A 19,925-nucleotide genomic window follows, 5' to 3' on the forward strand; every position below is an offset into this window, starting at 1 on the left:
CGGGCAAGCCAGCTCCCACAGGTGTCTCAGTACACACTGCCTGTGTGGTTGGCAGTGGGAGCGCCGTTGAATTTCCCCGCCAACGCCTGCAACCCACGCATCAACACGGTGGTATCCACGCCCACCGCTACAAACGTCGCTCCCAGCTCGATATAACGCCGCGCCAAACCCTCATCGGCACTGAGAATCCCCGCCGCCTTGCCCGCCTGCACAATGCGCTTGATCGCATCTTCTATTGCTGCCTGCACGTCAACGTGCCCCGGATTACCGCGATGCCCCATCGACGCACTCAAATCCGCCGGGCCGATAAACACACCGTCCACGCCGTCGACCGCCGCAATCGCATCCAGATTGGCCAGGCCTTCAAGGCTCTCAATTTGTACCAACAGGCACATCTGCTCATCGGCCTGGTCGAGGTAACAGGCAATGCTGTTCCAGCGCGACGCCCGCGCCAACGCACTGCCAACCCCGCGAATGCCCTGTGGCGGGTAGCGCATGGCGCGCACCAGTTCGCGGGCCTGGGCGGCACTTTCCACCATCGGCACCAGCAAGGTCTGGGCGCCGATATCCAGCAGTTGCTTGATCAGCGCGCTGTCGCCGATGACCGGGCGAATCAGCGCCTGGCTGGGGTAGGGTGCGATGGCCTGCAATTGGCCGAGCATGCTGTGCAGCTGATTGGGCGCGTGTTCGCCGTCGATCAGCAGCCAGTCGAAACCGGCGTTGGCAGCCAGTTCGGCGCAGTAGGCATCGGCGAGGCCGAGCCACAGGCCGATCTGCACCTCGCCGTTGCGCAAGCGTTGTTTGAAGCGGTTGATGGGCATGTTCATGGCTAACCTCCAGGGCTCAAACGAAACGGCAGGCAATTGACCCGAGCATGTCGTAGTCGACATGGAAGGTATCGCCAGGGCGGGCCGCCACCGGGCGGGTGAATGAGCCACCGAGGATCACTTGCCCGGGCAGTAGCGTGACGTCGTACGCGGCCAGCTTGTTGGCCAGCCAGGCCACGCCCTTGGCCGGGTGGTTGAGCACCGCCGCTGACACGCCGGACTCTTCGATCACGCCATTGCGGTACAGCACCGCCGGCACCTTGCGCAGGTCGATCTCGGTGGGCCGCACGGCGCGGCCGCCCAGCACCACACCGGCATTCGCGGCATTGTCGGAGATAGTGTCGAAGACCTTGCGGGTAGCGTTGGTCTGCGGGTCGACCTGTTGGATGCGCGCGTCGATGATCTCCAGCGCCGGGATCACCCACTCGGTGGCGTCGAGCACATCGAACACCGTGCAGTTCGGGCCTTTGAGCGGTTTACCGAGAATGAAGGCCAGTTCCACTTCCACCCGTGGCACGATGAAACGCTCGAACGGAATGTCGCTGCCTTCGTCGAAAAACATGTCATCGAGCAGCGCGCCAAAATCGGGCTCGGTGATGTTCGACGAGACCTGCATGGCCCGCGAAGTCAGGCCGATCTTGTGGCCTTTCAAGCGGCGCCCGTCCTGGATCTTTTGCGCCACCCAGGCGCGCTGGATGGCGTAGGCGTCTTCAATGGTGATGCCGGGGTAGTCGAGGGAAAACTGGCGCACCTGTTCGCGGCTGCGTTCGGCGCGGTCCAGGTGGGCGGCGGCGGCGAGGATTTGCTGGGAGTCGAGCATGGCAACGGTCTCTAGTGTGGGTTGACGATGGCGGCGTGGGTGCGCAGCACCAGCAGGCCGCCGAGGGCGATAAACAGGGCGAGTACGTAAAGCGCCAGGCTGGCGCTCTGGGTCGCGTCGCGCATCCAGCCGATCAGGTACGGCGCGAGGAACGCGGCGATGCTGCCGAACGAACTGATCATGGCGATGCCGGCAGCTTGGGTGGTGGTCGAGAGGAACGCCGGCGGCAGCTGCCAGAACATCGGCAAGGCGGCACTGGCGCCCATGCCGGCGACCACCAGCCCGCCCATCACCAGCAGCGGGTTGCCCGGCGCCAGGCCCGCCACGGCGATGCCGACGGCGGCCATCTGCAGTGGCACACACAGGTGCCACCGGCGTTCGCGATGGCGGTCGGATGAGCGCCCGCAACCGATCATGAAGAAGCAGCCGGCCAGGTAGGGTACGGCGCTGAGCAGACCGACCTGGCTGTCGCGGCCGATGCCGGCGCCGTGGATCAGCGTGGGCATCCAGAAGGCGAGGGTGTTGACCGCCAACATCACCGCAAAGTACACCGCCACCAGCAGCCACACTTGCGGGTCACGCAGGATGCCGCCGAATGAAGTGATGGTCTTGCGCTGTTCCTCGCTGCTGAGTTGGGTGCGCAGTTGCTGCTTTTGCGCGTCCGTCAGCCAGCTCACTGAATCAAAACCATCCGGCAACCACTTGAGCACCACCAGACCGAGCAGCACCACCGGCGCGCCTTCGATCAGGAACATCCACTGCCAGCCGCGCAGGCTGCCGACATCATGGAAGTTTTCCAGGATCGCGCCGGAAATCGGCCCGCCCAGCACGCCGGCCATCGGCACCGCAATCGCGAACAGTGCGGTGACCTGGGCGCGGCGGCGTGCCGGGTACCAACGGTTGAGAAACACCAGAATGCCGGGGAAAAAACCGGCCTCGGCCACCCCCAGCAGAAAGCGCAACACGTAGAAACCACGCGCACTTTCGACCCACAACATGCCGGTGGACAACAGGCCCCACACCACCATCAGGCTGGCTATCCAACGCCTCGGCCCGACCCGGTCCAGGGCCATATTGCTTGGCACGCCAAACAGCGCGTAGGCGATAAAAAACAGCCCGGCGCCGAAGCCGTAGACCGTGTCGCTGAAGTGCAGGTCGCTGCTCATCTGCATTTTGGCAAAACCGATGTTGATGCGGTCCAGATGGGCGAACAGGTAACACACCAGCAACAGTGGCATTAGCCGCCAGGTGACTAAACGATGGGTGCGGTCGTGCTCAGCCAGCACGTGGCTGGCAGTGGAATTGGCTGTGCTCATGGTGTTGTACTTTTTGTTTGAGTGGCCGTGAGAGGGGCGGCGGGGCTTAGCCCGTCGGGTTGTTCAGGAACGCATGCACATTGTTCTGCTTGAAATTGAGCTGCGGGTGCAGCTCGACCATCTCGAATGACAGCGCCAGCAAGCGTTGCGCTTGCAACGGGGCAAAGTGTGCGGTGATCACCGCGAACAGCGCTTCGGCCACCGCCTGGCGGGTGGCAAGGTCGCGGCCATGGCCGACTTTTAGGGTCATGTGTACAAAGGCGTAGTCGTGCTTGCCGTCAGCCATGCGCCAGCTGTCCAGGCGCACGCCACGGCTGCGAATGCCGCCGAGTGGGAACACGCCAGTGTCGCCCAGCACGTGATGGACTTTTTCAAACAGGCTGGGCAGATCGGCCTGTTGCTCAATGTTGTCGGTGTACTCGGCGATAAAATGCGGCATGGTTTTTCTCCCAGGTTTACAGCGGGAAAATCGCGTTGATCTGGCCGGTGCCCGAACTGCCGAACGGCGGCGTGATGATCTCGGCAGGCTTGGCATAGTCCGGCCCCCCGAGCAGGCCCAGGAGCATGGCGGTGTCGTGCATCTTGCCTTCGCCAAAGCAGTGTTCGGCGTAGTCGGGCAGCATCGCGCAGAACTCCTCGAAGCGGCCTTGCTTCCACATCTCCACTACGTGCAGGTCCACTTGCTTGTCGAACTCACGGGTCCAGTTATGGATATTCGCCTCGGCCTGGCGGTCATCCGAAAAGCGGTGGGACAGTGAACCGGAAGCCAGCACCAGTACCTTGCGATCACTCTTTTCGATAGCCCGGCGCACAGCGGCGCCAAACGCGAAACTGTCCTCCAGGCGATGCCAGGCGCACCAGGCCGCGATGGAGATGACCTTGAATTTCTCATCCTCCGGCACGCCCATGTGCATGTAGCGCATGGGCACCAGGGTGCCGTATTCCAGCTCCAGGCTCGGGATGTTATGGGCCATGCTGCGCACGCCGGCGAGGTTGGCTTCAGCGGCAATCAGCTCACCCAATTGCGGGTCGCCTGGGTAGGCGTACTCCATGTTCTTGATAAAGTGCGGCAGCTCGTTGCTGGTGTAGGTGCCCTGGAACTGCGCGCCACAGTTGACGTGATAGCCGCTGTTGACCAGCCAGTGCACGTCGAACACCACGGCGGTGTCGGCGCCCAGCTCGCGGGCGCGCCGACCGATTTCCTTGTGGCCGGCGATCGCCGCTTCGCGACAGCCGTGATGTTTGCCGGGCAACTCCGACAGGTACATCGACGGTACGTGGCAGATCTTCGCTGCCAGAACCACTTCGCCCATGATCATTCTCCTGAGTACTTATTCTTGTAATACCAGTGAGGCCCCTTTGGGAGCTGGCTTGCTCTGGTGCTACACACCCCAACGCGGGATGTGATGGCTGCCCATGGAAATGCACACGTTCTTGATCTCGGCAAACACTTCAAAGCTGTACTGGCCGCCTTCGCGCCCGGTACCGGAGCCTTTGACGCCGCCGAACGGCTGACGCAGGTCGCGCACGTTCTGGCTGTTGATAAATACCATGCCGGCTTCAATTCCGCGCGCCAGGCGATGGGCCTTGCCGATGTCCTGGGTCCAGATATACGAGGCCAGGCCGTACTCGGTGTCGTTGGCCAGTTGCAGCGCCTCGGCCTCGTCCTTGAATGGAATCAGGCACACCACCGGGCCGAAGATTTCTTCCTGGGCGATGCGCATCTTGTTGTTCACATCGGCAAATACGGTCGGCTGGATAAACTGGCCTTTGCTCAAATGCGCGGGCAGATTGGCCGGGCGTTCCAGGCCACCGGCGAGCAAGGTGGCGCCTTCTTCCAGGCCAATCTTGATGTAGCCGGTGACCTTGTCGTAGTGCGCCTGGGTGATCATCGAGCCGACCTGGGTTTTCGGGTCTTGCGGGTCGCCGACGATCAAGCGTTTTGCGCGTGCGGCAAACTCGGCGACAAACTGCGGGTAGACACTCTCCTGGATAAAGACCCGGCTGCCGGCGGTGCAGCGTTCGCCGTTCAGCGAAAAGATCGTGAACAGCGCGGCATCCAGGGCGCGTTCAAGGTCGGCGTCTTCAAAGATCAGCACCGGCGACTTGCCGCCCAGTTCCATCGAGTACTTTTTCAGCCCGGCGGTTTGCATGATCTTCTTGCCGGTGGCGGTGCCGCCCGTGAAGGAGATAGCGCGCACGTCCGGGTGGCGCACCAGTGCATCACCGGCGGTGGCGCCGTAGCCCTGGATTACGTTGAGCACGCCGTTGGGAATTCCGGCTTCCACCGCCAGGCGCCCGAGTTCATTGGCGGTCAGCGGCGACAGCTCGGACATCTTCAGCACTGCTGTGTTACCCAGCGCCAGGCACGGCGCGGTCTTCCAGGTGGCGGTCATGAACGGCACGTTCCAGGGCGACACCAACCCGCACACGCCCACCGGCTGGTAGAGGGTGTAGTTGAGCATCTGATCGTCCACCGGGTAGCTGTGGCCGTCCATGCGCGTGCAGACTTCGGCGAAGAAATCAAAGTTGTGCGATGCGCGGGGGATCAGCACGTTCTTGGTCTGGTGGATCGGCAAGCCGGTATCGAGGGTTTCCAGCTCGGCCAGGCGCGGCACGTTCTGCTCGATCAACTCACCCAGTTTGCGCATCAGCCGGGCGCGTTCTTTGGCCGGGGTGTTGGCCCATTTCGGGAAGGCTTCTTTGGCGGCTGCAACGGCCTGCGCAACTTCCTCGGCGCCGCCGCTGGCGACTTCGCCAATGGCTTCGCCGGTGGCCGGGTTGTAGTTGATGAAGGTGTCTTTGCTTTCGACCTCACGGCCGTTGATCCAGTGTTTGATCATGCTGCTCACGCCTCTTTACGGGCGGAGAAAAACTCCGCTTCGCTGACAATTCGGTTGACCAGGCGACCTACGCCTTCGACTTCCACCACCACTTCATCGCCTGGCACCACATCGGCCAGGCCTTCGGGCGTGCCGGTGGCGATCATGTCGCCGGGTTGCAGGGTCATGAAGCTGGAGAGGTACTCGATCAGGTAGGGGATATCGAAAATCATGTCGCGGGTGCTGCCTTCCTGACGCAGTTCACCGTTGATCCAGGTGCGCAGGGTCAGGTTGCTCGGGTCGGGCACGTCCGCGACATCGACGATCCACGGGCCGACCGGGGTGGTGGCGTCACGGTTTTTCACGCGCAGGTTGGGGCGGTAGTAGTTTTCCAGGTAGTCGCGGACCGCATAGTCGTTGCACACCGTGTAACCGGCCAGGTAGTCCAGGGCATCCGCGCGCTTGACGTTGCGCGCGGTCTTGCCGATGACCGCCACCAGCTCGCACTCGTAGTGCATGTAGGCAACGTTATCCGGGCGCCAAGTGACTTGGCGATGGCCGGTGTAGGTGCCCACCGACTTGATAAATGCCAGCGGTTCGGTGGGCGGTGTGAAGGCCAGCTCGGCAGCGTGGTCGGCATAGTTCAGGCCCAGGGCGAACATGCTGCCGGTGGCCGGTGGCAGCCATTGCACCTGTTGTTCGGCGAGCAGGCGGCCGTCGTTGAGGCGCACGCTGCAATCAGCCTCTACCTGTACGTGATGGGTTTCGCCTTCAAAACGGATACGAGCGTGTTTCATGCGTGTGCCTCCGCCTGCACGGTGTTGGCCAGGCGACCGATACCGTTGATTTCAACCTCAACCTGGTCCCCAGGCTGCACATCCACGCGGCCCTCCGGTGTGCCGGTGATCAGCACATCGCCGGGGTATAGGGTCATGAACTCGCTGATCTCGGCGATCAATTGCGGGATGTCGCGCACCCAATGGGTCGTCGAGTTTTCCTGGCGCAGTTCGCCGTTGACGAACAACTTGAGGCTCAGTTGGTTAGGGTTTGCAACTTGATCACGCGGGATCAGCTCGGCGCTTAACGCGCAAAACCCGTCACGGCATTTGGCTTTGACGGCGGGGCGGTAGTAGCTGTCTTCCGGCAGGCTGAATTCATTGACCACCACATAACCGGCCACATGCGCCATGGCGTTTTCCAGGCTGACGCGGCTGGTGCGCTGGCCGATCACCACGCCCAGCGCCGGCCCCGGTTGCAGGCGTTCGCCCGCGGGATGCAGCACTACACCGCCATGCTTGTTGCGTGTGTTGGGGGTCTTGATAAACAGCACCGGCTTGGCAGGCGGCTTCTGGTAGGGCGCCTGCTGGAAGGCGGCGAGATGCTGGTCCAGCAGACCCTGGTAGTTCAGCGCAACGCCGAACAAGGTGCCGCTGGCAACATCATGCAGGGTACGGCTCATGCGTTTCTCCTGGCGGTGGCGACTGCTGCATAAGCAGTTCGTTAATGTGTTAACGTTATAATTAATATGTTAACTACCGTCAAGCGTGGCAAAATCCGGCGGGATCAAAACAATAAGAAGAGTGTTCTGTGAAACCGATTCCGAACATCAACATCGGGCAGGTCTACGACCAGCGTTACAGCGATGCCGAGGTGCATTACGACAAGCTCGGCAACCTGGCGGGGTTTTTCGGGCGCAATATGCCCGTGCATCGGCATGACCGGTTTTTCCAGGTGCATTTCGTCAAGAGTGGCGCGGTGCGGGTGTACCTGGATGACCGCCAGTTCGTGGAGTCGGGGCCGATGTTTTTCCTCACTCCGCCCACAGTGCCCCATGCGTTTGTTACGGAGCCGGATGCCGACGGGCATGTGCTGACCGTACGTCAGCAACTGGTGTGGGCGTTGATCGACGCCGACCCCAGCCTTGCATCGGGCGCCGCCTGCGTGGCGCTGACCGCCGATGCCGAAGGGCTGGATCAACTCTTCGGGGAACTCAGCAGCGAGATCAACGCGCAAAGGGCAGGGCGCGCCGCCGCATTGGAGAGCCTTACCCGCCTGATCATGATTCGCCTGCTGCGTCTGTGCGCCAACAGCCTGCCGGCCCGCCCGACACGGCATGAAGACCTGCGCATTTTCCATCGTTTCAACGAACTTATCGAAGCCCACTACCTGGAACACTGGCCGCTGGCGCGTTACGCCGAGGGGATTGGCGTGACCGAAGCGCGGCTCAATGAGGTGTGCCGACGCCTGGCCGACCTGCCGTCCAAGCGCCTGATCCTGGAGCGGCTGATGCAGGAAGCCAAGCGTCTGCTGCTGTTTACCGGCAGCTCCGCGAATGAAATCTGCTACCAGCTGGGGTTCAAGGACCCGGCGTATTTCAGCCGGTTTTTCCTTCGTTATGCGCAGGTGACACCGGGGGAATATCGGCTGCGGCAGTCGGGCTTGGGTTGACGCTCCAGGCGCCGCCCAGAGCCGTGTACAGGTTCACCTCCGCGACCAGTTGCGCCAGCCGATCGACGATCAGCGCCTGCTGCGAACTGAACAAGGAACGCTGCGCATCGAGGAACGTCAGGTTGCTGTCCACACCGCTGCGGTAGCGGTGCTGGGCCAGGTCGTAATAGGCCTGGTTGGCGGCGACAAAATCCCGTTGCGCGTCCAACTGGTCGTTAAAGGTTTGCCGGGCGGCGAGGCCGTCGGCGACTTCCTGAAACGCCGTTTGAATGGATTTTTCGTACTGCGCCACCGTAATGTCTTTCTGCAGTTTGGCGTAGTCGAGGCTGGCGCGCAGGCTGCCGGCGTTGAAGATCGGCAGGTTGATTTGCGGCTGGAAGGTCCAGGTGCCCGCGCCGCCCTTGAACAGCCCCGACAGCTCCTTGCTGGTGCTGCCGGCGTTGGCGGTGAGCGTCACCGACGGAAAAAATGCTGCCCGCGCCGCGCCGATATTGGCGTTGGCGGCTTGCAGTTGGTATTCGGCCTGGAGGATATCCGGGCGCCGTTGCAGCAGGTCGGAGGGCAAGCCTGCGGGCAGGCGCGCCACCAGGTCATCAGCGAGCGGGCGCGACGGCAGGTTTTCATCCACCGGGCCGCCCACCAGCAGGGCCAGGTTGTTGACATCCTGGGCGACCTGGCGCTCATAGCGGGCCACGCTGGCGCGGGTGCTTTCTACTGCCGTGCGGGCTTGCACCACATCCAGTGCCGAGGCCTTGCCCGCGGTTTTGCTGCGGCTGGTGAGCTGCCAGCTGTGGTCGTTGGCGGTCAGGGTTTGCTGCGCCAGGGTCAGCAGCTCCTGGTCGGCGCGCCAGGTCAGGTAGGCATTGGCGACGTTGGCCACCAGGCTCAGTTGCGCGCTGCGCCGCGCCTCTTCGGTGCCCAGATACGTGAGCATCGCCTGCTCGCTGAGGCTGCGCACCCGTCCGAACAGATCCAGCTCATAGCCACTCAGGCCCAGGGTGGCCGAATAGTTGGAAGTGATCGCCGACTTGCCGGTGCCGGTCAGATCGCCCGGCACTTTCTGGCGTTTGCCGGCGCCGCTGGCCGATATCGCCGGGAACAGGTCCGCTCGCTGGATGCGGTACTGCGCCTGAAACGCCTGCACATTCAGCGCCGCTACCCGCAGGTCGCGGTTATTGGCCAGCGCTGCGCCGATCAGCTGTTGCAGCGCCGGGTCGTGGAACAACTGCTGCCAGCCCGGCTCGACCGCCACAGTGCCGGCTTGCGCCAGGCTGTAGACCCCGCCTTGTGGGTACTGCGCCGGCACCGGCGCAGCGGGCCGCTGATACTCGGGGATCAGCGAGCAACCGCCGAGCACCCAGGCCATGCCAACGGTGGTGAGGGCGAATTTTTTCATCAGGCGCCAACCATCCATTTTGCCAGGCCATGGCGCCCGCTGACGCCCAGTTTGGCGGCGGCACGCTTGAGGTAGGTTTCGATCGAGCTGTTTTTCACGCTGAGTTTTTCCGCCATTTGCGGCACGGTGCCGCCGGTCAACAGGCCCAGGCACACCTCCTGCTCACGCGCCGACAGGGTGATATCGCTGAGGGACAGGCGCTTGTAGAACTCGCGCTGCAACTGTGACTGTTCCAGCTGGCTGTGGGCTGGTTCGGCCTGGCTGTGAGGGGCCTGGCGCAAAATCCGCGCATGCCGTTCCATCAACGGCAACAGGGTGTCCGACAAGCACTTGAGAAACGACAGTTCTGCCAGGGAAAAGCCTTGTTGGGTCGGCGGGCGGTAGAACGAAATCACGCAGCGTCGGTTGCCCTGGCGCGAGACCAGGTTGCACTGGTGCGAGGTGCCGCGTGGGTGTGCGCTGTTGGCCTTGGCCTTCATCTGGATCAGCAACGGGTCTTGCATGCGCAGCATTTCCCGTAGCAGCGGGTGGTCGTTCAACGCATGTACGGGCTGGGGCGCCAGCAGGTGTTTTTTCAACCCGGCGCTGCCCAGCAGCTGAATATCGATCGCGCTGTCACGCAGTTCGTCGAGTGTCCATTCACTCAGGTCGACCAAGTGAATCGGCACCCATTTATCCACCAGATGCAGCATGTTGGCGGCGAAATTTTCCTGGCCGCTGTTTGAAATCAATTCACCCATTTCGGCGTAGAACTGCGGGCTGTGGGCGCCGCCAATACTAGAAGTCAGACTCATAGCCATCTCATCCTTGATGTCGAAAACCGTCAACGGGTGCCCTGGGTCTGTGTGGGGCGGCCCGTACTCCTTGAACGTGACTCTTCTTCAGCGTCATTCGGCGTTCGAGATTTTATTTAGCCATAGCGATTTGTCCTACGTATGTAGCGGAAACGAGGGACACAAGCTGCCATAAAAACTACGTCATTAATTCGACGTTTCAGACGGAGAATTCCGCCAACGAAAAACCATGGCTAAAAATTAGAGCTGATTAACCAATTGATATTTATAGTAAAAATAAGTAATTGGGGCGTGTTGAGAAAAACTGACTGCGGCCATGTGTAGTCAATTTCCTACAGCGCTTTAATCGTTTCAGCAGTCAACCATCAGCCAAGCCCGTTTCCATCCATATGAATGTCCGGGTTTCGGGTGACAGACACCTTCGGATCGCCATGCTCAAATCCGGCAATTTTGGCGAAATGGGCCCGTGTGCGGCCGTGCCGGACTCCTATTGAGAAGGATCTTATGAAGCATTCCCCAAGCTTCCCCCTGACTGCCGCCCAGCAGGACATCTGGCTCGACCAACTGCGAGCAGGCGACTCGCCGTTGTACAACATTGGCGGCTATATGGATTTCGCCGGCCCCTTGGTGCCGGAACTGATCCAGCGCGCCGTCGAGTTGCTGGTGGCCAAGCACGATGCCTTGCGCACCCAGTTGCACACCGATACCGACGGCTTGCCTCGACAGACCTTCGACGCTGCGCTGACGGTGCAGGTACAACGGCACGACTTCTGCGCGCTGCACAACCCGCAGGCCGCGAGCCAGGCGCTGATGCAAGCGCAAATGGCCCGGCCCTATGCGATGAGTGGTGAACCGTTATTGCGGTTTGTCCTGGTCAAGCTCGATGACGACCACTACCGCCTCGGCATCCAGGCCCATCACCTGATTCTCGATGGCTGGGGCTTTGGCCAGGTGCTGCAATCCCTGGCCCGGCTGTACACCGACCTTGAACAGGGGCGGAAACCGGAGCCGTACGCCCCGTCCTATATCGACTTTATCGACACGGACCTGCGTTACCAGGCATCGGCCCGTTACGCCCGTGACCGCGCCTACTGGCTGGACAAATACCAGGTGCTGCCCGAGCCGCTGCTGACGCCGCGCCACAACGCCCCGGCGCCGAGCAACACCTGGGTGGAGCCGTTCCCGGTGGTGCTGCTCAACCGCATGGAGCAAGTCGCCAACCGTTACCAGGCCTCGGCCTTCCATGTGTTGCTGGCGGCGCTGTACGTGTATTTCACCCGCACCAGCCAGCGTGAAGAGTGGGTGGTGGGGCTGCCGATTCTCAACCGTTCCAACGCACGTTTTCGTTCCACCGTGGGCTTGTTCACCCAGGTCAGTGCAGTGCGTTTCCAGTTCGATGCGCAATTGCCGTTCAGCGCGGTAGTGCGCGGTGTGCGTGACCAGCTCAAGCAGGACTTTCGCCACCAGCGTTTTCCCCTGAGCGAGATGAACCGTGAACTAGGCCTGCGCCGTACCGATCGCGGCCAGTTGTTTGATTTGTCGGTGTCCTTTGAGCAGGACGATCACGACCTGCGCTTCGGCCAGGTCCAGGCCCGCGCGGTCAAGGTATCCAACTACCACGAGCCGCTGCCGATTGCCTTCCACCTGCGCAGCAACCGTTACCAGGACACTGCTTGCCTGCACTGCGTGTACAACGAGGCGTGGTTTCGCGAGGACGAGGTGCAGGCGTTGGCGCAGCGCTTTACCTGGCTGCTGGAGCAGGGGTTGGCAAATACCGCGTTGACGCTGGCTGAGTTTGCCTTGGTGACGCCGGCCGAACAGCTCCGGTTGCAGCAGTGGAATGCCACCGCACAAGCGCCTGCCAGCGCGCAAACACTGCATCGGCGCATCGAGGCGCAAGCAGCGCGCACGCCTGACGCCATTGCGGTGGTGCATCAGGACCGGCAATTGACCTACGCCCAGCTCGATCAACAGGCCAATGCCCTGGCCCACCAATTGCTCGAACATGGCGTGCAGCCGGATGACCGTGTGGCGATTGTGGCGCGGCGCGGGTTGGACACCGTGGCCGGGTTGCTGGCGATCCTCAAGGCCGGCGCCTGCTACGTACCGGTGGACCCGGCTCACCCGGCCGAGCGCCTGAGCTACCTGCTGCACGACAGTTCCCCGGTGGCGGTGCTGGCCCAGCACAACGTGCTGGCGCGCCTGCCGATGCTCGACGTGCCGATAATCCGTTTGGACCTGCCGACGCATGGCCGCAGTGACAGCCCACCGGTGGCGGTCACGCCGTCGAACCTCGCGTATGTGATCTACACCTCAGGCTCCACCGGTTTGCCCAAAGGCGTGATGGTTGAGCACCACACCGTGTCGAACCTGGTGGACTGGCACTGCCGCGCCTTCAACCTGCACGCGGGCAGCCAGACGGCCAGCGTGGCCGGCTTCGGTTTTGACGCAATGGCCTGGGAAGTGTGGCCGGCGTTATGCGTGGGCGCGACCTTGCACCTGGCGCCGGCACAGGACGACGCCCAGGACATCGACGCGCTGCTCGACTGGTGGCGTGCGCAGCCGTTGGACGTGTGCTTTTTGCCGACGCCGGTGGCCGAGTACGCCTTCAGCCAGCGCCTGCAACACCCGACCCTGCGCACCCTGCTGATCGGCGGCGACCGCCTGCGCAGTTTCAGCCGCGCACAAACCTTCGACGTGATCAACAACTACGGCCCCACTGAAGCCACCGTGGTCGCCACCTCCGGGCGCGTCGAGGCGGGCCATGCGCTGCACATCGGCGCGCCGATCGACAATGCCACGGTGTACGTGCTGGATGAACAGCGGCGCCCGGTGCCGATTGGCGTGGCGGGGGAGCTGTATATCGGCGGCAAGGGTGTGGCGCGGGGTTACCTGAACCAGCCTGAACTGAGCGCCGAGCGCTTTGTGGATGACCCGTTCAGCGAGGGCCGGATGTACCGCACCGGCGATCTGGCGCGCTGGCTGCCCGACGGCAACCTTGAGTACCTGGGCCGCAATGACGACCAGGTGAAAATCCGTGGCGTGCGCATCGAACTGGGGGAAATCGAGTCCGCGCTGGCCAGCCATCCGGCGGTCCAGGAAGCCGTGGTGCAGTGTCGCGAGGGCCAGTTGTTGGCTTGGTTTGTCGCCCGGCACAGCGTCGAAATCGAAGCGTTGCGTGCCCATCTGCAAGCCTCGCTGCCCGATTACATGCTGCCGGCAGCCTATGTGCAGTTGGAGGCGATGCCGCTGACCGCCAACGGCAAGCTCGACCGCAAGGCGCTTCCTGCGCCCACCCAGCAAGCCTTTGTCACGCGCCAGTTCGAAGCACCGTACGAAGGCGCGGAAACCCTGCTGGCGCAGATCTGGGCTGAACTATTGCAGGTGCAGCAAGTGGGGCGCCATGACCATTTCTTTGAACTGGGCGGCCATTCGCTGTTGGCGGTGCAGTTGGTGCAGCGCATGCGCCAGGCCGGCTTGCATGCCGATGTGCAGGTGTTGTTCGGCCAGCCGACGCTCGCCGCGCTGGCGGCGGTCAGTGGAGGCAGTGAGGTACAGGTGCCGGGCAATCGTATTGCGCCAGGTTGCAGCCACATCACCCCGGACATGCTCGCACTGGCCGAACTCGACCAGCCGAGCCTGGATCGTATCGTCGCCGGCATCCCCGGTGGGGCTGCCAATGTGCAGGAAATCTACCCGCTGGCGCCGTTGCAGGAGGGCTTGCTGTACCACCACCTCACGGACGCGCGCGACCCCTATCAGCAACATGCACTGTTCAGTTTTGCCCGTCGCGACCAGTTGGAGGCGTTTGCCCAAGCGTTGCAGCAGGTGATCAACCGTCACGATATTCTGCGCACCAGCCTGGTGTGGGATGCGCTTGAACAACCGATGCAAGTGGTGTGGCGCCAGGCGCAGTTGCGCGTCGAACCGCTGCAGGATCAGCACGCACCGCTGGATCTGCGCCAGGCGCCGCTGATGGCACTGGATTACGCCGAGGAGCCGCACAACCAGCGCTGGGTCGCCAAGTTGCGCTTCCATCACCTGGTCAACGACGCCACCTCGACCACTGTGCTGGTGGATGAAATTCGCGCCCACTTGCTGGGCCAGCAGGCGCAATTGCCGGAACCGGTGCCTTACCGCAACGTGGTCGCGCAGGCCCGCTCGGCAGCGCGCCAGGCGGCCCATGAGGCGTTCTTTCGCGAGCGCCTGGCCGACGTTGACGAGCCGACCCTGGCGTTCGGCTTGCAGGAGCGCCAGGCCAATCGCGCCGACATCGAAGCGGCCGAACGGCCCCTGGCAGACGCCCTCAACCTGCGCCTGCGCGCCCAGGCGCGAGCGCTTGGGGTGAGTGCCGCGAGCCTGTTTCACCTGGCCTGGGCCCAGGTACTCAGCCGGGTCGCGGGCCGCGATGATGTGGTGTTCGGCACCGTGTTGCTCGGCCGTTTGCAAGCCGGCGAGGGCGCCGACCGTGCCTTGGGCATGTTCATCAACACCTTGCCGCTGCGCGTGCGCCTGGCCGGGCAAAGCGTGGTCGCTGCGCTGGCAGACACCCATGCGCAACTGAGCGCGCTGGTCGCCCATGAACAGGCATCGCTGGCCCTGGCCCAGCGTTGCAGCGGTGCATCGCCGCTGTTCAACAGCCTGCTCAACTATCGGCACACGGCGGCGGACAGGGACCTGAACCTGGTGCCGGGCATTGCGCTGCTCAGCAGCGAAGACATCCTCAGCTACCCGCTGATGCTGACGGTCGACGACGTCGCCAGCGGCTTTCGCCTCACGGCCAAGGCGCCGCGCAAGGTCGGTGCCGAGCGCTTGCTGGATTATATCGAGACGGTGTTGTGCGGCCTGGCGGAAGCCCTTGAACACGCGCCGACCACACCCCTGCGCGAGGTACAGGTGCTGCCGGCCAGCGAACTGAAAACGCAGTTGCTGGACTTTAATGCGACCCACACCGACTACCCCGAAACCCTCACCGTCCAAGCCCTGTTCGAAGCCCATGCGCGGCAGATTCCCAATGCCATTGCGGTGCAGGCCGGCGAACGGCAGTTGACCTACCGCGAGCTCAACGAGCGTGCCAACCAGCTTGCCTTTCACCTGCGCGAGCGCGGCGTCCAGCCGGATTCGCGTGTGGCCCTGTGCGTCGAGCGCGGGCTGGAGCTGGTGGTTGGGTTGTTGGCGATCCTCAAGGCGGGTGGCGCCTATGTGCCGCTGGACCCTGGCTACCCGCGCGAACGCCTGGCCTACATGCTCAGCGACAGCCAGCCCGTGGCGTTACTGGTACACGCGGCCACCCGTGACTTGCCCGGCGAGGTGTCGATGCCCGTGATCGACTTCGACCGCTGCGCCTGGAACCAGGCACCTATCGGCAACCCGTTGGTGCCCGGTTTGAGCGTCGCCAACCTGGCCTACGTGATGTACACCTCCGGTTCCACCGGCACGCCCAAAGGCGTGATGATCGAGCATCGGGGCTTAAGCAACCTGATGCACTGGGGCTCCCGGTTGTGCCCGAATGCCCGGGGCGGCGCCTTGTTGCAACGTGCGCCGTTCAGCTTCGATGGCTCGGTGTGGGAGCTGTTCTGGCCGCTGACCAATGGCATGCGCCTGGTGCTCGCACGGCCCGATGGGCACCGTGAACCGGCGTACCTGGCCCAGGTGATCCGCGAGCAACAGATCAGCGTGATCAAGTTCGTGCCGGCGATGTTGCAGCAGTTTCTGGAACTGGAAGAATCCGCGCTGTGCACCAGCCTCACCGACGTGCTCTGCGGCGGCGGTGAGCTCACTGAAGCCCTGGCCCGAGGCGTGCAGGCACGCTTGCCCAACGTGCGCTTGCATAACGTCTACGGCCCCACCGAAGCCACAGTGGACAGCAGCGCCTGGACCCTGGAACCCGGCGCCGCCGTGCCGGCCCTGCAACTGCCGATTGGTCGGGCGATCAACAACACCCGCCTGTATGTGCTGGATGAACATGATACGCCGGTGCCCATGGGCGTCAGCGGCCAACTGCATATCGGCGGCGTCGGCGTTGCGCGGGGCTATTTGGGCCTGGAACAGATGACCGCCGAGCGCTTTATCGACAGCCCGTTTGTGGCCGGTGATCGGCTGTATCGCACCGGCGATCTGGTGCGTTACTTGCCCGATGGCAACCTTGAGTTCCTGGGGCGCAATGACTTTCAGGTCAAGCTGCGGGGCGTACGCCTGGAGCTGGGCGAAATCGAATCGCGCCTGGCCGCGCACCCGGCGCTGCGGGACGTGGCGGTGCTGATTCGTGATGAGCGTTTGGTGGCGTACTTTACCCTGCGCGGGCAAGCGCCAAGCCTGGAAGCCTTGCGTGCGTACGTGTTGGAACAGTTGCCTGAATACATGGTGCCGGCGGCCTTTGTGCAGCTTGATGAATGGCCGCTTAACCCGGCTGGCAAACTCGACCGCAAGGCCTTGCCGGAGCCTGGGTTGGAGGCGGTGGTGAGTCGCGCGTATGAGCCGCCGCAGGGTGAGGTGGAAACCCTGATGGCGGGCATCTGGGCCGACGTGTTGAAACTTGCTCGGGTAGGGCGTCACGACCACTTCTTCGAGCTGGGTGGGCATTCGTTGTTGGCCGTGAACCTGGTGGCGCGGATGCGCAAGGCCGGGTTAGAGGTGGATGCGCGCACCTTGTTCAGCCAGCCGACGTTGGCGCAATTGGCGGCCTGCACCACTGCTCAGGTACAGCGCGTAGAAGTGCCGCAAACCGCGATCCCCCAACTCAACCGCCGCCGCCGGATCTGAAGCCTGGAGGCGGGCGATGTGGGAGCCGGGCTTGTCGGGTCGCCGCATCGCCGCGATAGCGGTAGTTCAGGCAACGCCTCTGTTGCTGATACGCCGCTATCGCAGCATGGGTATCTACACAACGTTTGAAGGCAGCCAATTTCTCCACAACAGCCCACCTGCCACAAAACCGGTTGTGTAGATACCTATGGCTATCGCAGGCAAGCCAGCTCCCACATTTTTAGACCACAGTCAGGCAGTTGGTTTTGGAGGATTCAGGCACTCGATAGAGCGGTCCACCGTGGTCTTGGCCACCTCCAGCAAATGCCACACCGCCAGAATCTTCTCCCGCTGGGGGCTGGCCAGCAGATCACCGCAATTGAGCGCGGTCGCTGAAGCGCTGTCGAGCAAGCTGGCGGTGTAGAGCAGGGCGTCTTCGAAGCTCAGGTCTTCGATTTGAACACCCTTGGAGGGCAGGTAATGGTCGATGGCGCGATTGAAGGCGGCGCGGTCTTTGGTGCAATTGCGGGGTGGGTCGGGGACGACTTTTTTCATGGTGTACCTTCGCGTTAGATAAGGGACGGACACCCTTCGCGACTAAACGAGGGTGGCGGCTGTACGCAGGTTAGTCGACCGGCTCCAACGCGAAAATTCCGGCGCACCCGAAGGTGCCCTGCGCACAGCCACCATAAAACCTCATGGAGGACCATGCACGCGTTGGAAGGTCGGGCGACTAAACCCGATCACTGATAAGCAGTGACGGATCGCAGACTAGCCATCGATTCCAACAGGCACAAGGCGGCAGGGATTGTCTAGGAAACGTCCTGCAATTAAAAGAGACACGCCTTGCTGGCCCTTTACAAACCATGACCAAACGCCATCAACCGCAGGTTCCGATTTGATCGTTCCCACGCTCCGCGTGGGAATGCAGCCCGCGACGCAAGTGCGCAATGGTGGAGAGACGCAGCGCGTCCCAAGAGGCGTTCCTTTGCTGCGCGTGGGAACGATCGCCATCAACCGCAGGTTCCGATGGAACCTTTTTTGCCGTCACCACCAACACACTGTGCAGTTTCGCCTGAAACGTCGGCGTCAGCGTTTCGACGCCGTTGGATTTTGATGGACAACCTGGCTCATGACCCCAACGCTTGGACACTTTCAGCCTTTCATACAGACGCGCGCGCCGACGTTGCCTACCCCTCGCACAGAGGCCGACACCTCCAGCCTGCCGACGCGCGCGCAAACACGGCCGGCGGATGATCAACGCTCAGCGACGCAAATCTACAAGGACAACCCCATGCTGGGCACGGGCATCATGTCACGCGCCTATGGCTGGAACCCACAAAGGCGTGAGCGCCAAACCCGATTGATCACCCACTTGAAGCGACAGGTGGGCGACTTTACCGCCGCCAACCCAGACCCCGTGTCGCGCGCCGACGCCATGTATCGCCTGGCGCGGGTGATCCACCACATCGACAACGACCCCTGTCTGCGCCGGGTCAAAGGCAGTTATCCAGGGGATGGGCGCCTGGACGTGCAGGGTATAAAAGGGTTTGCGTCCGAGGTGGACCGCCTGACTCAGTTCGCCGAGCAAGGCTACCGCGTACTGGGGGAGGGCGGTCGTGGGGTCGTCTGGCCAAAGCCTGCCCCCCACGGCCGCGCAGCAGGTGACCGACGCGCGGTGCAGGCAATCACTGTGAATCCCTTGTTCAAGGCACTTGATAACGTGCTCGACGCGAACGAACGGCTCGCCTTCAAAGTGCTCGTAGGCGGTGACTGGAACGACCCCCGGTTACCCGCCGATGTTCGCGCAGCCAGTGCCGCGAATGCTGAACACCTCCTTGAATTCATTGATCAGCAAGGCGGCGCCCATTCCACGGCCAGTAACGGCGAAATAGACGGAAGGGTGGAGGACGTTCCTGACCTTCCTGCGTCTTACCTGACACGTGACCATTTCACTTACCCCGGTTCTGAAGCGCGGCGGCTGTCGGATTTTGCTTATGTCGGTTATGCCGTGTTTGAGAAGCGCTAGCCGTGTTGCCGACGGGCACGTACTGCTGGCGTTCAATATCCTGTTGCATCACTGCGCAAATCAACACCAGCGAGCGTGCAGTGATTGTCGCGGACTCATTCGGTCATGTCCGATGTGTTGCGTTGCAATTGGCACAGCTCGAATGTTTGAAGTTAATCAGGTTGGAGCGAAAAGTAATACCGTTTATCGGATGGCTTGCCTGTTTTCTGAAAAAACATCTTCTGTTGTGCATGGGTTTTTTAATGTGGGGCGGAGGGTGTTTATAGAGTGGTGGTTTCTAAATTATTAATTCTACACGAATAAAAAGTAGTCATTGAAAGTTGGTTTCTTGTTGTCGGTTGTGCGCAATCGTTAGTCTTCTGATTTTGTTGAGGGATATTTCCTATTGCCTAGCGCGACTTTTCCTACGTCTGCGCCGCGAGAGATTTGCATTTTTTTTTAGTAGGGCTAAATTGGTTTTGTTGCTTTTAATAAGCAGCTTAAACACAGCTTATATATTAATGCTCTGGAGAAAGAAAATGAATATTGTTGAAGAATTTGGCGAGTTTGTTTTTGATTTTGATGACGAGTTTGGTTTTACATCACATAGCGGCAACGCTGGTGGATCAGGAAGCCAAGGGGGGTGCGGTGGTAGTGGTGGATGTGGGGGTGGCGGGGGATGCAGTGGTGGAAGTGGTGGGCACAACTCTTTAACGGAGCAATCGCCTCCTACTGAGTAGGTCAAGCTATCTA

At 62.1% G+C, this 19,925-nt stretch carries 15 protein-coding genes; 4 read left to right on the plus strand and 11 right to left on the minus strand.

Annotated elements, in window-relative coordinates; all coding sequences use genetic code 11:
- Nucleotides 1–26 precede the first annotated feature (26 nt).
- The 8 genes from hpaI to HBO23_RS27150 all read right to left on the minus strand — a co-directional run bounded on the left by hpaI (nucleotide 27) and on the right by HBO23_RS27150 (nucleotide 7,244).
- Nucleotides 27–827, minus strand: a complete 801-nt coding sequence (hpaI, locus tag HBO23_RS27115) for a 4-hydroxy-2-oxoheptanedioate aldolase (RefSeq protein WP_170040426.1) — start codon at nucleotides 825–827, stop codon at nucleotides 27–29.
- A gap of 16 nt (nucleotides 828–843) precedes the next feature.
- Nucleotides 844–1,647, minus strand: coding sequence for a 2-oxo-hept-4-ene-1,7-dioate hydratase (gene hpaH / locus HBO23_RS27120; protein WP_170040428.1), 804 nt, complete (start codon nucleotides 1,645–1,647; stop codon nucleotides 844–846).
- Nucleotides 1,648–1,658: 11 nt separating this feature from the next.
- Nucleotides 1,659–2,963 carry an MFS transporter gene (locus HBO23_RS27125; protein ID WP_138450187.1) on the minus strand — a complete coding sequence of 435 codons (1,305 nt, stop codon included), beginning with the start codon at nucleotides 2,961–2,963 and terminating at the stop codon, nucleotides 1,659–1,661.
- A gap of 46 nt (nucleotides 2,964–3,009) precedes the next feature.
- Nucleotides 3,010–3,402 (minus strand): 5-carboxymethyl-2-hydroxymuconate Delta-isomerase, encoded by a 393-nt coding sequence (locus HBO23_RS27130; RefSeq protein ID WP_138450186.1) that lies wholly within the window; start codon nucleotides 3,400–3,402, stop codon nucleotides 3,010–3,012.
- 16 nt (nucleotides 3,403–3,418) lie between these two features.
- The gene (gene hpaD / locus HBO23_RS27135) at nucleotides 3,419–4,276 is read right to left on the minus strand and encodes a 3,4-dihydroxyphenylacetate 2,3-dioxygenase (RefSeq protein WP_138450184.1); all 858 of its coding nucleotides are present in this window, start codon (nucleotides 4,274–4,276) and stop codon (nucleotides 3,419–3,421) included.
- Nucleotides 4,277–4,345: 69 nt separating this feature from the next.
- Nucleotides 4,346–5,806, minus strand: coding sequence for a 5-carboxymethyl-2-hydroxymuconate semialdehyde dehydrogenase (hpaE, locus tag HBO23_RS27140; protein ID WP_138450182.1), 1,461 nt, complete (start codon nucleotides 5,804–5,806; stop codon nucleotides 4,346–4,348).
- Between the two features lie 5 nt (nucleotides 5,807–5,811).
- Nucleotides 5,812–6,582: a fumarylacetoacetate hydrolase family protein gene (locus HBO23_RS27145; RefSeq protein ID WP_138450180.1), complete on the minus strand. Its 771-nt coding sequence runs from the start codon at nucleotides 6,580–6,582 to the stop codon at nucleotides 5,812–5,814.
- Nucleotides 6,579–7,244: a fumarylacetoacetate hydrolase family protein gene (locus HBO23_RS27150; protein WP_138450178.1), complete on the minus strand. Its 666-nt coding sequence runs from the start codon at nucleotides 7,242–7,244 to the stop codon at nucleotides 6,579–6,581. The genes HBO23_RS27145 and HBO23_RS27150 overlap by 4 nt, the downstream gene beginning before the upstream one ends.
- A gap of 128 nt (nucleotides 7,245–7,372) precedes the next feature.
- On the opposite strand from HBO23_RS27150, the gene hpaA reads away from it, so the two are divergent.
- A complete protein-coding gene (gene hpaA / locus HBO23_RS27155; RefSeq protein ID WP_138450176.1) occupies nucleotides 7,373–8,233 on the plus strand; it encodes a 4-hydroxyphenylacetate catabolism regulatory protein HpaA in 861 nt (286 codons plus the stop codon).
- On the opposite strand, the gene adeC is transcribed toward hpaA, so the two are convergent.
- Nucleotides 8,160–9,629: an AdeC/AdeK/OprM family multidrug efflux complex outer membrane factor gene (gene adeC, locus HBO23_RS27160; protein WP_170040430.1), complete on the minus strand. Its 1,470-nt coding sequence runs from the start codon at nucleotides 9,627–9,629 to the stop codon at nucleotides 8,160–8,162. The genes hpaA and adeC overlap by 74 nt on opposite strands.
- Complete coding sequence (locus HBO23_RS27165) at nucleotides 9,629–10,423, minus strand: helix-turn-helix transcriptional regulator (protein ID WP_026013880.1); 795 nt, start codon at nucleotides 10,421–10,423, stop codon at nucleotides 9,629–9,631. The genes adeC and HBO23_RS27165 overlap by 1 nt, the downstream gene beginning before the upstream one ends.
- A gap of 504 nt (nucleotides 10,424–10,927) precedes the next feature.
- On the opposite strand from HBO23_RS27165, the gene HBO23_RS27170 reads away from it, so the two are divergent.
- Nucleotides 10,928–17,185 carry a non-ribosomal peptide synthetase gene (locus HBO23_RS27170; RefSeq protein WP_170040432.1) on the plus strand — a complete coding sequence of 2,086 codons (6,258 nt, stop codon included), beginning with the start codon at nucleotides 10,928–10,930 and terminating at the stop codon, nucleotides 17,183–17,185.
- Between the two features lie 231 nt (nucleotides 17,186–17,416).
- Here HBO23_RS27170 and HBO23_RS27175 read toward each other — a convergent pair whose 3' ends face one another.
- Nucleotides 17,417–17,719, minus strand: a complete 303-nt coding sequence (locus tag HBO23_RS27175) for a hypothetical protein (protein WP_138454081.1) — start codon at nucleotides 17,717–17,719, stop codon at nucleotides 17,417–17,419.
- A gap of 631 nt (nucleotides 17,720–18,350) precedes the next feature.
- On the opposite strand from HBO23_RS27175, the gene HBO23_RS27180 reads away from it, so the two are divergent.
- Together HBO23_RS27180 and HBO23_RS27185 are read left to right on the plus strand one after the other, a co-directional pair.
- Nucleotides 18,351–19,193, plus strand: coding sequence for a hypothetical protein (locus HBO23_RS27180; RefSeq protein ID WP_170040434.1), 843 nt, complete (start codon nucleotides 18,351–18,353; stop codon nucleotides 19,191–19,193).
- Between the two features lie 525 nt (nucleotides 19,194–19,718).
- The gene (locus HBO23_RS27185) at nucleotides 19,719–19,886 is read left to right on the plus strand and encodes a hypothetical protein (protein WP_170040436.1); all 168 of its coding nucleotides are present in this window, start codon (nucleotides 19,719–19,721) and stop codon (nucleotides 19,884–19,886) included.
- The last annotated feature ends 39 nt before the right edge of the window (nucleotides 19,887–19,925 follow it).

It is taken from the genome of Pseudomonas sp. WS 5532, assembly GCF_012985445.1.
GTDB lineage: Bacteria > Pseudomonadota > Gammaproteobacteria > Pseudomonadales > Pseudomonadaceae > Aquipseudomonas > Aquipseudomonas edaphica.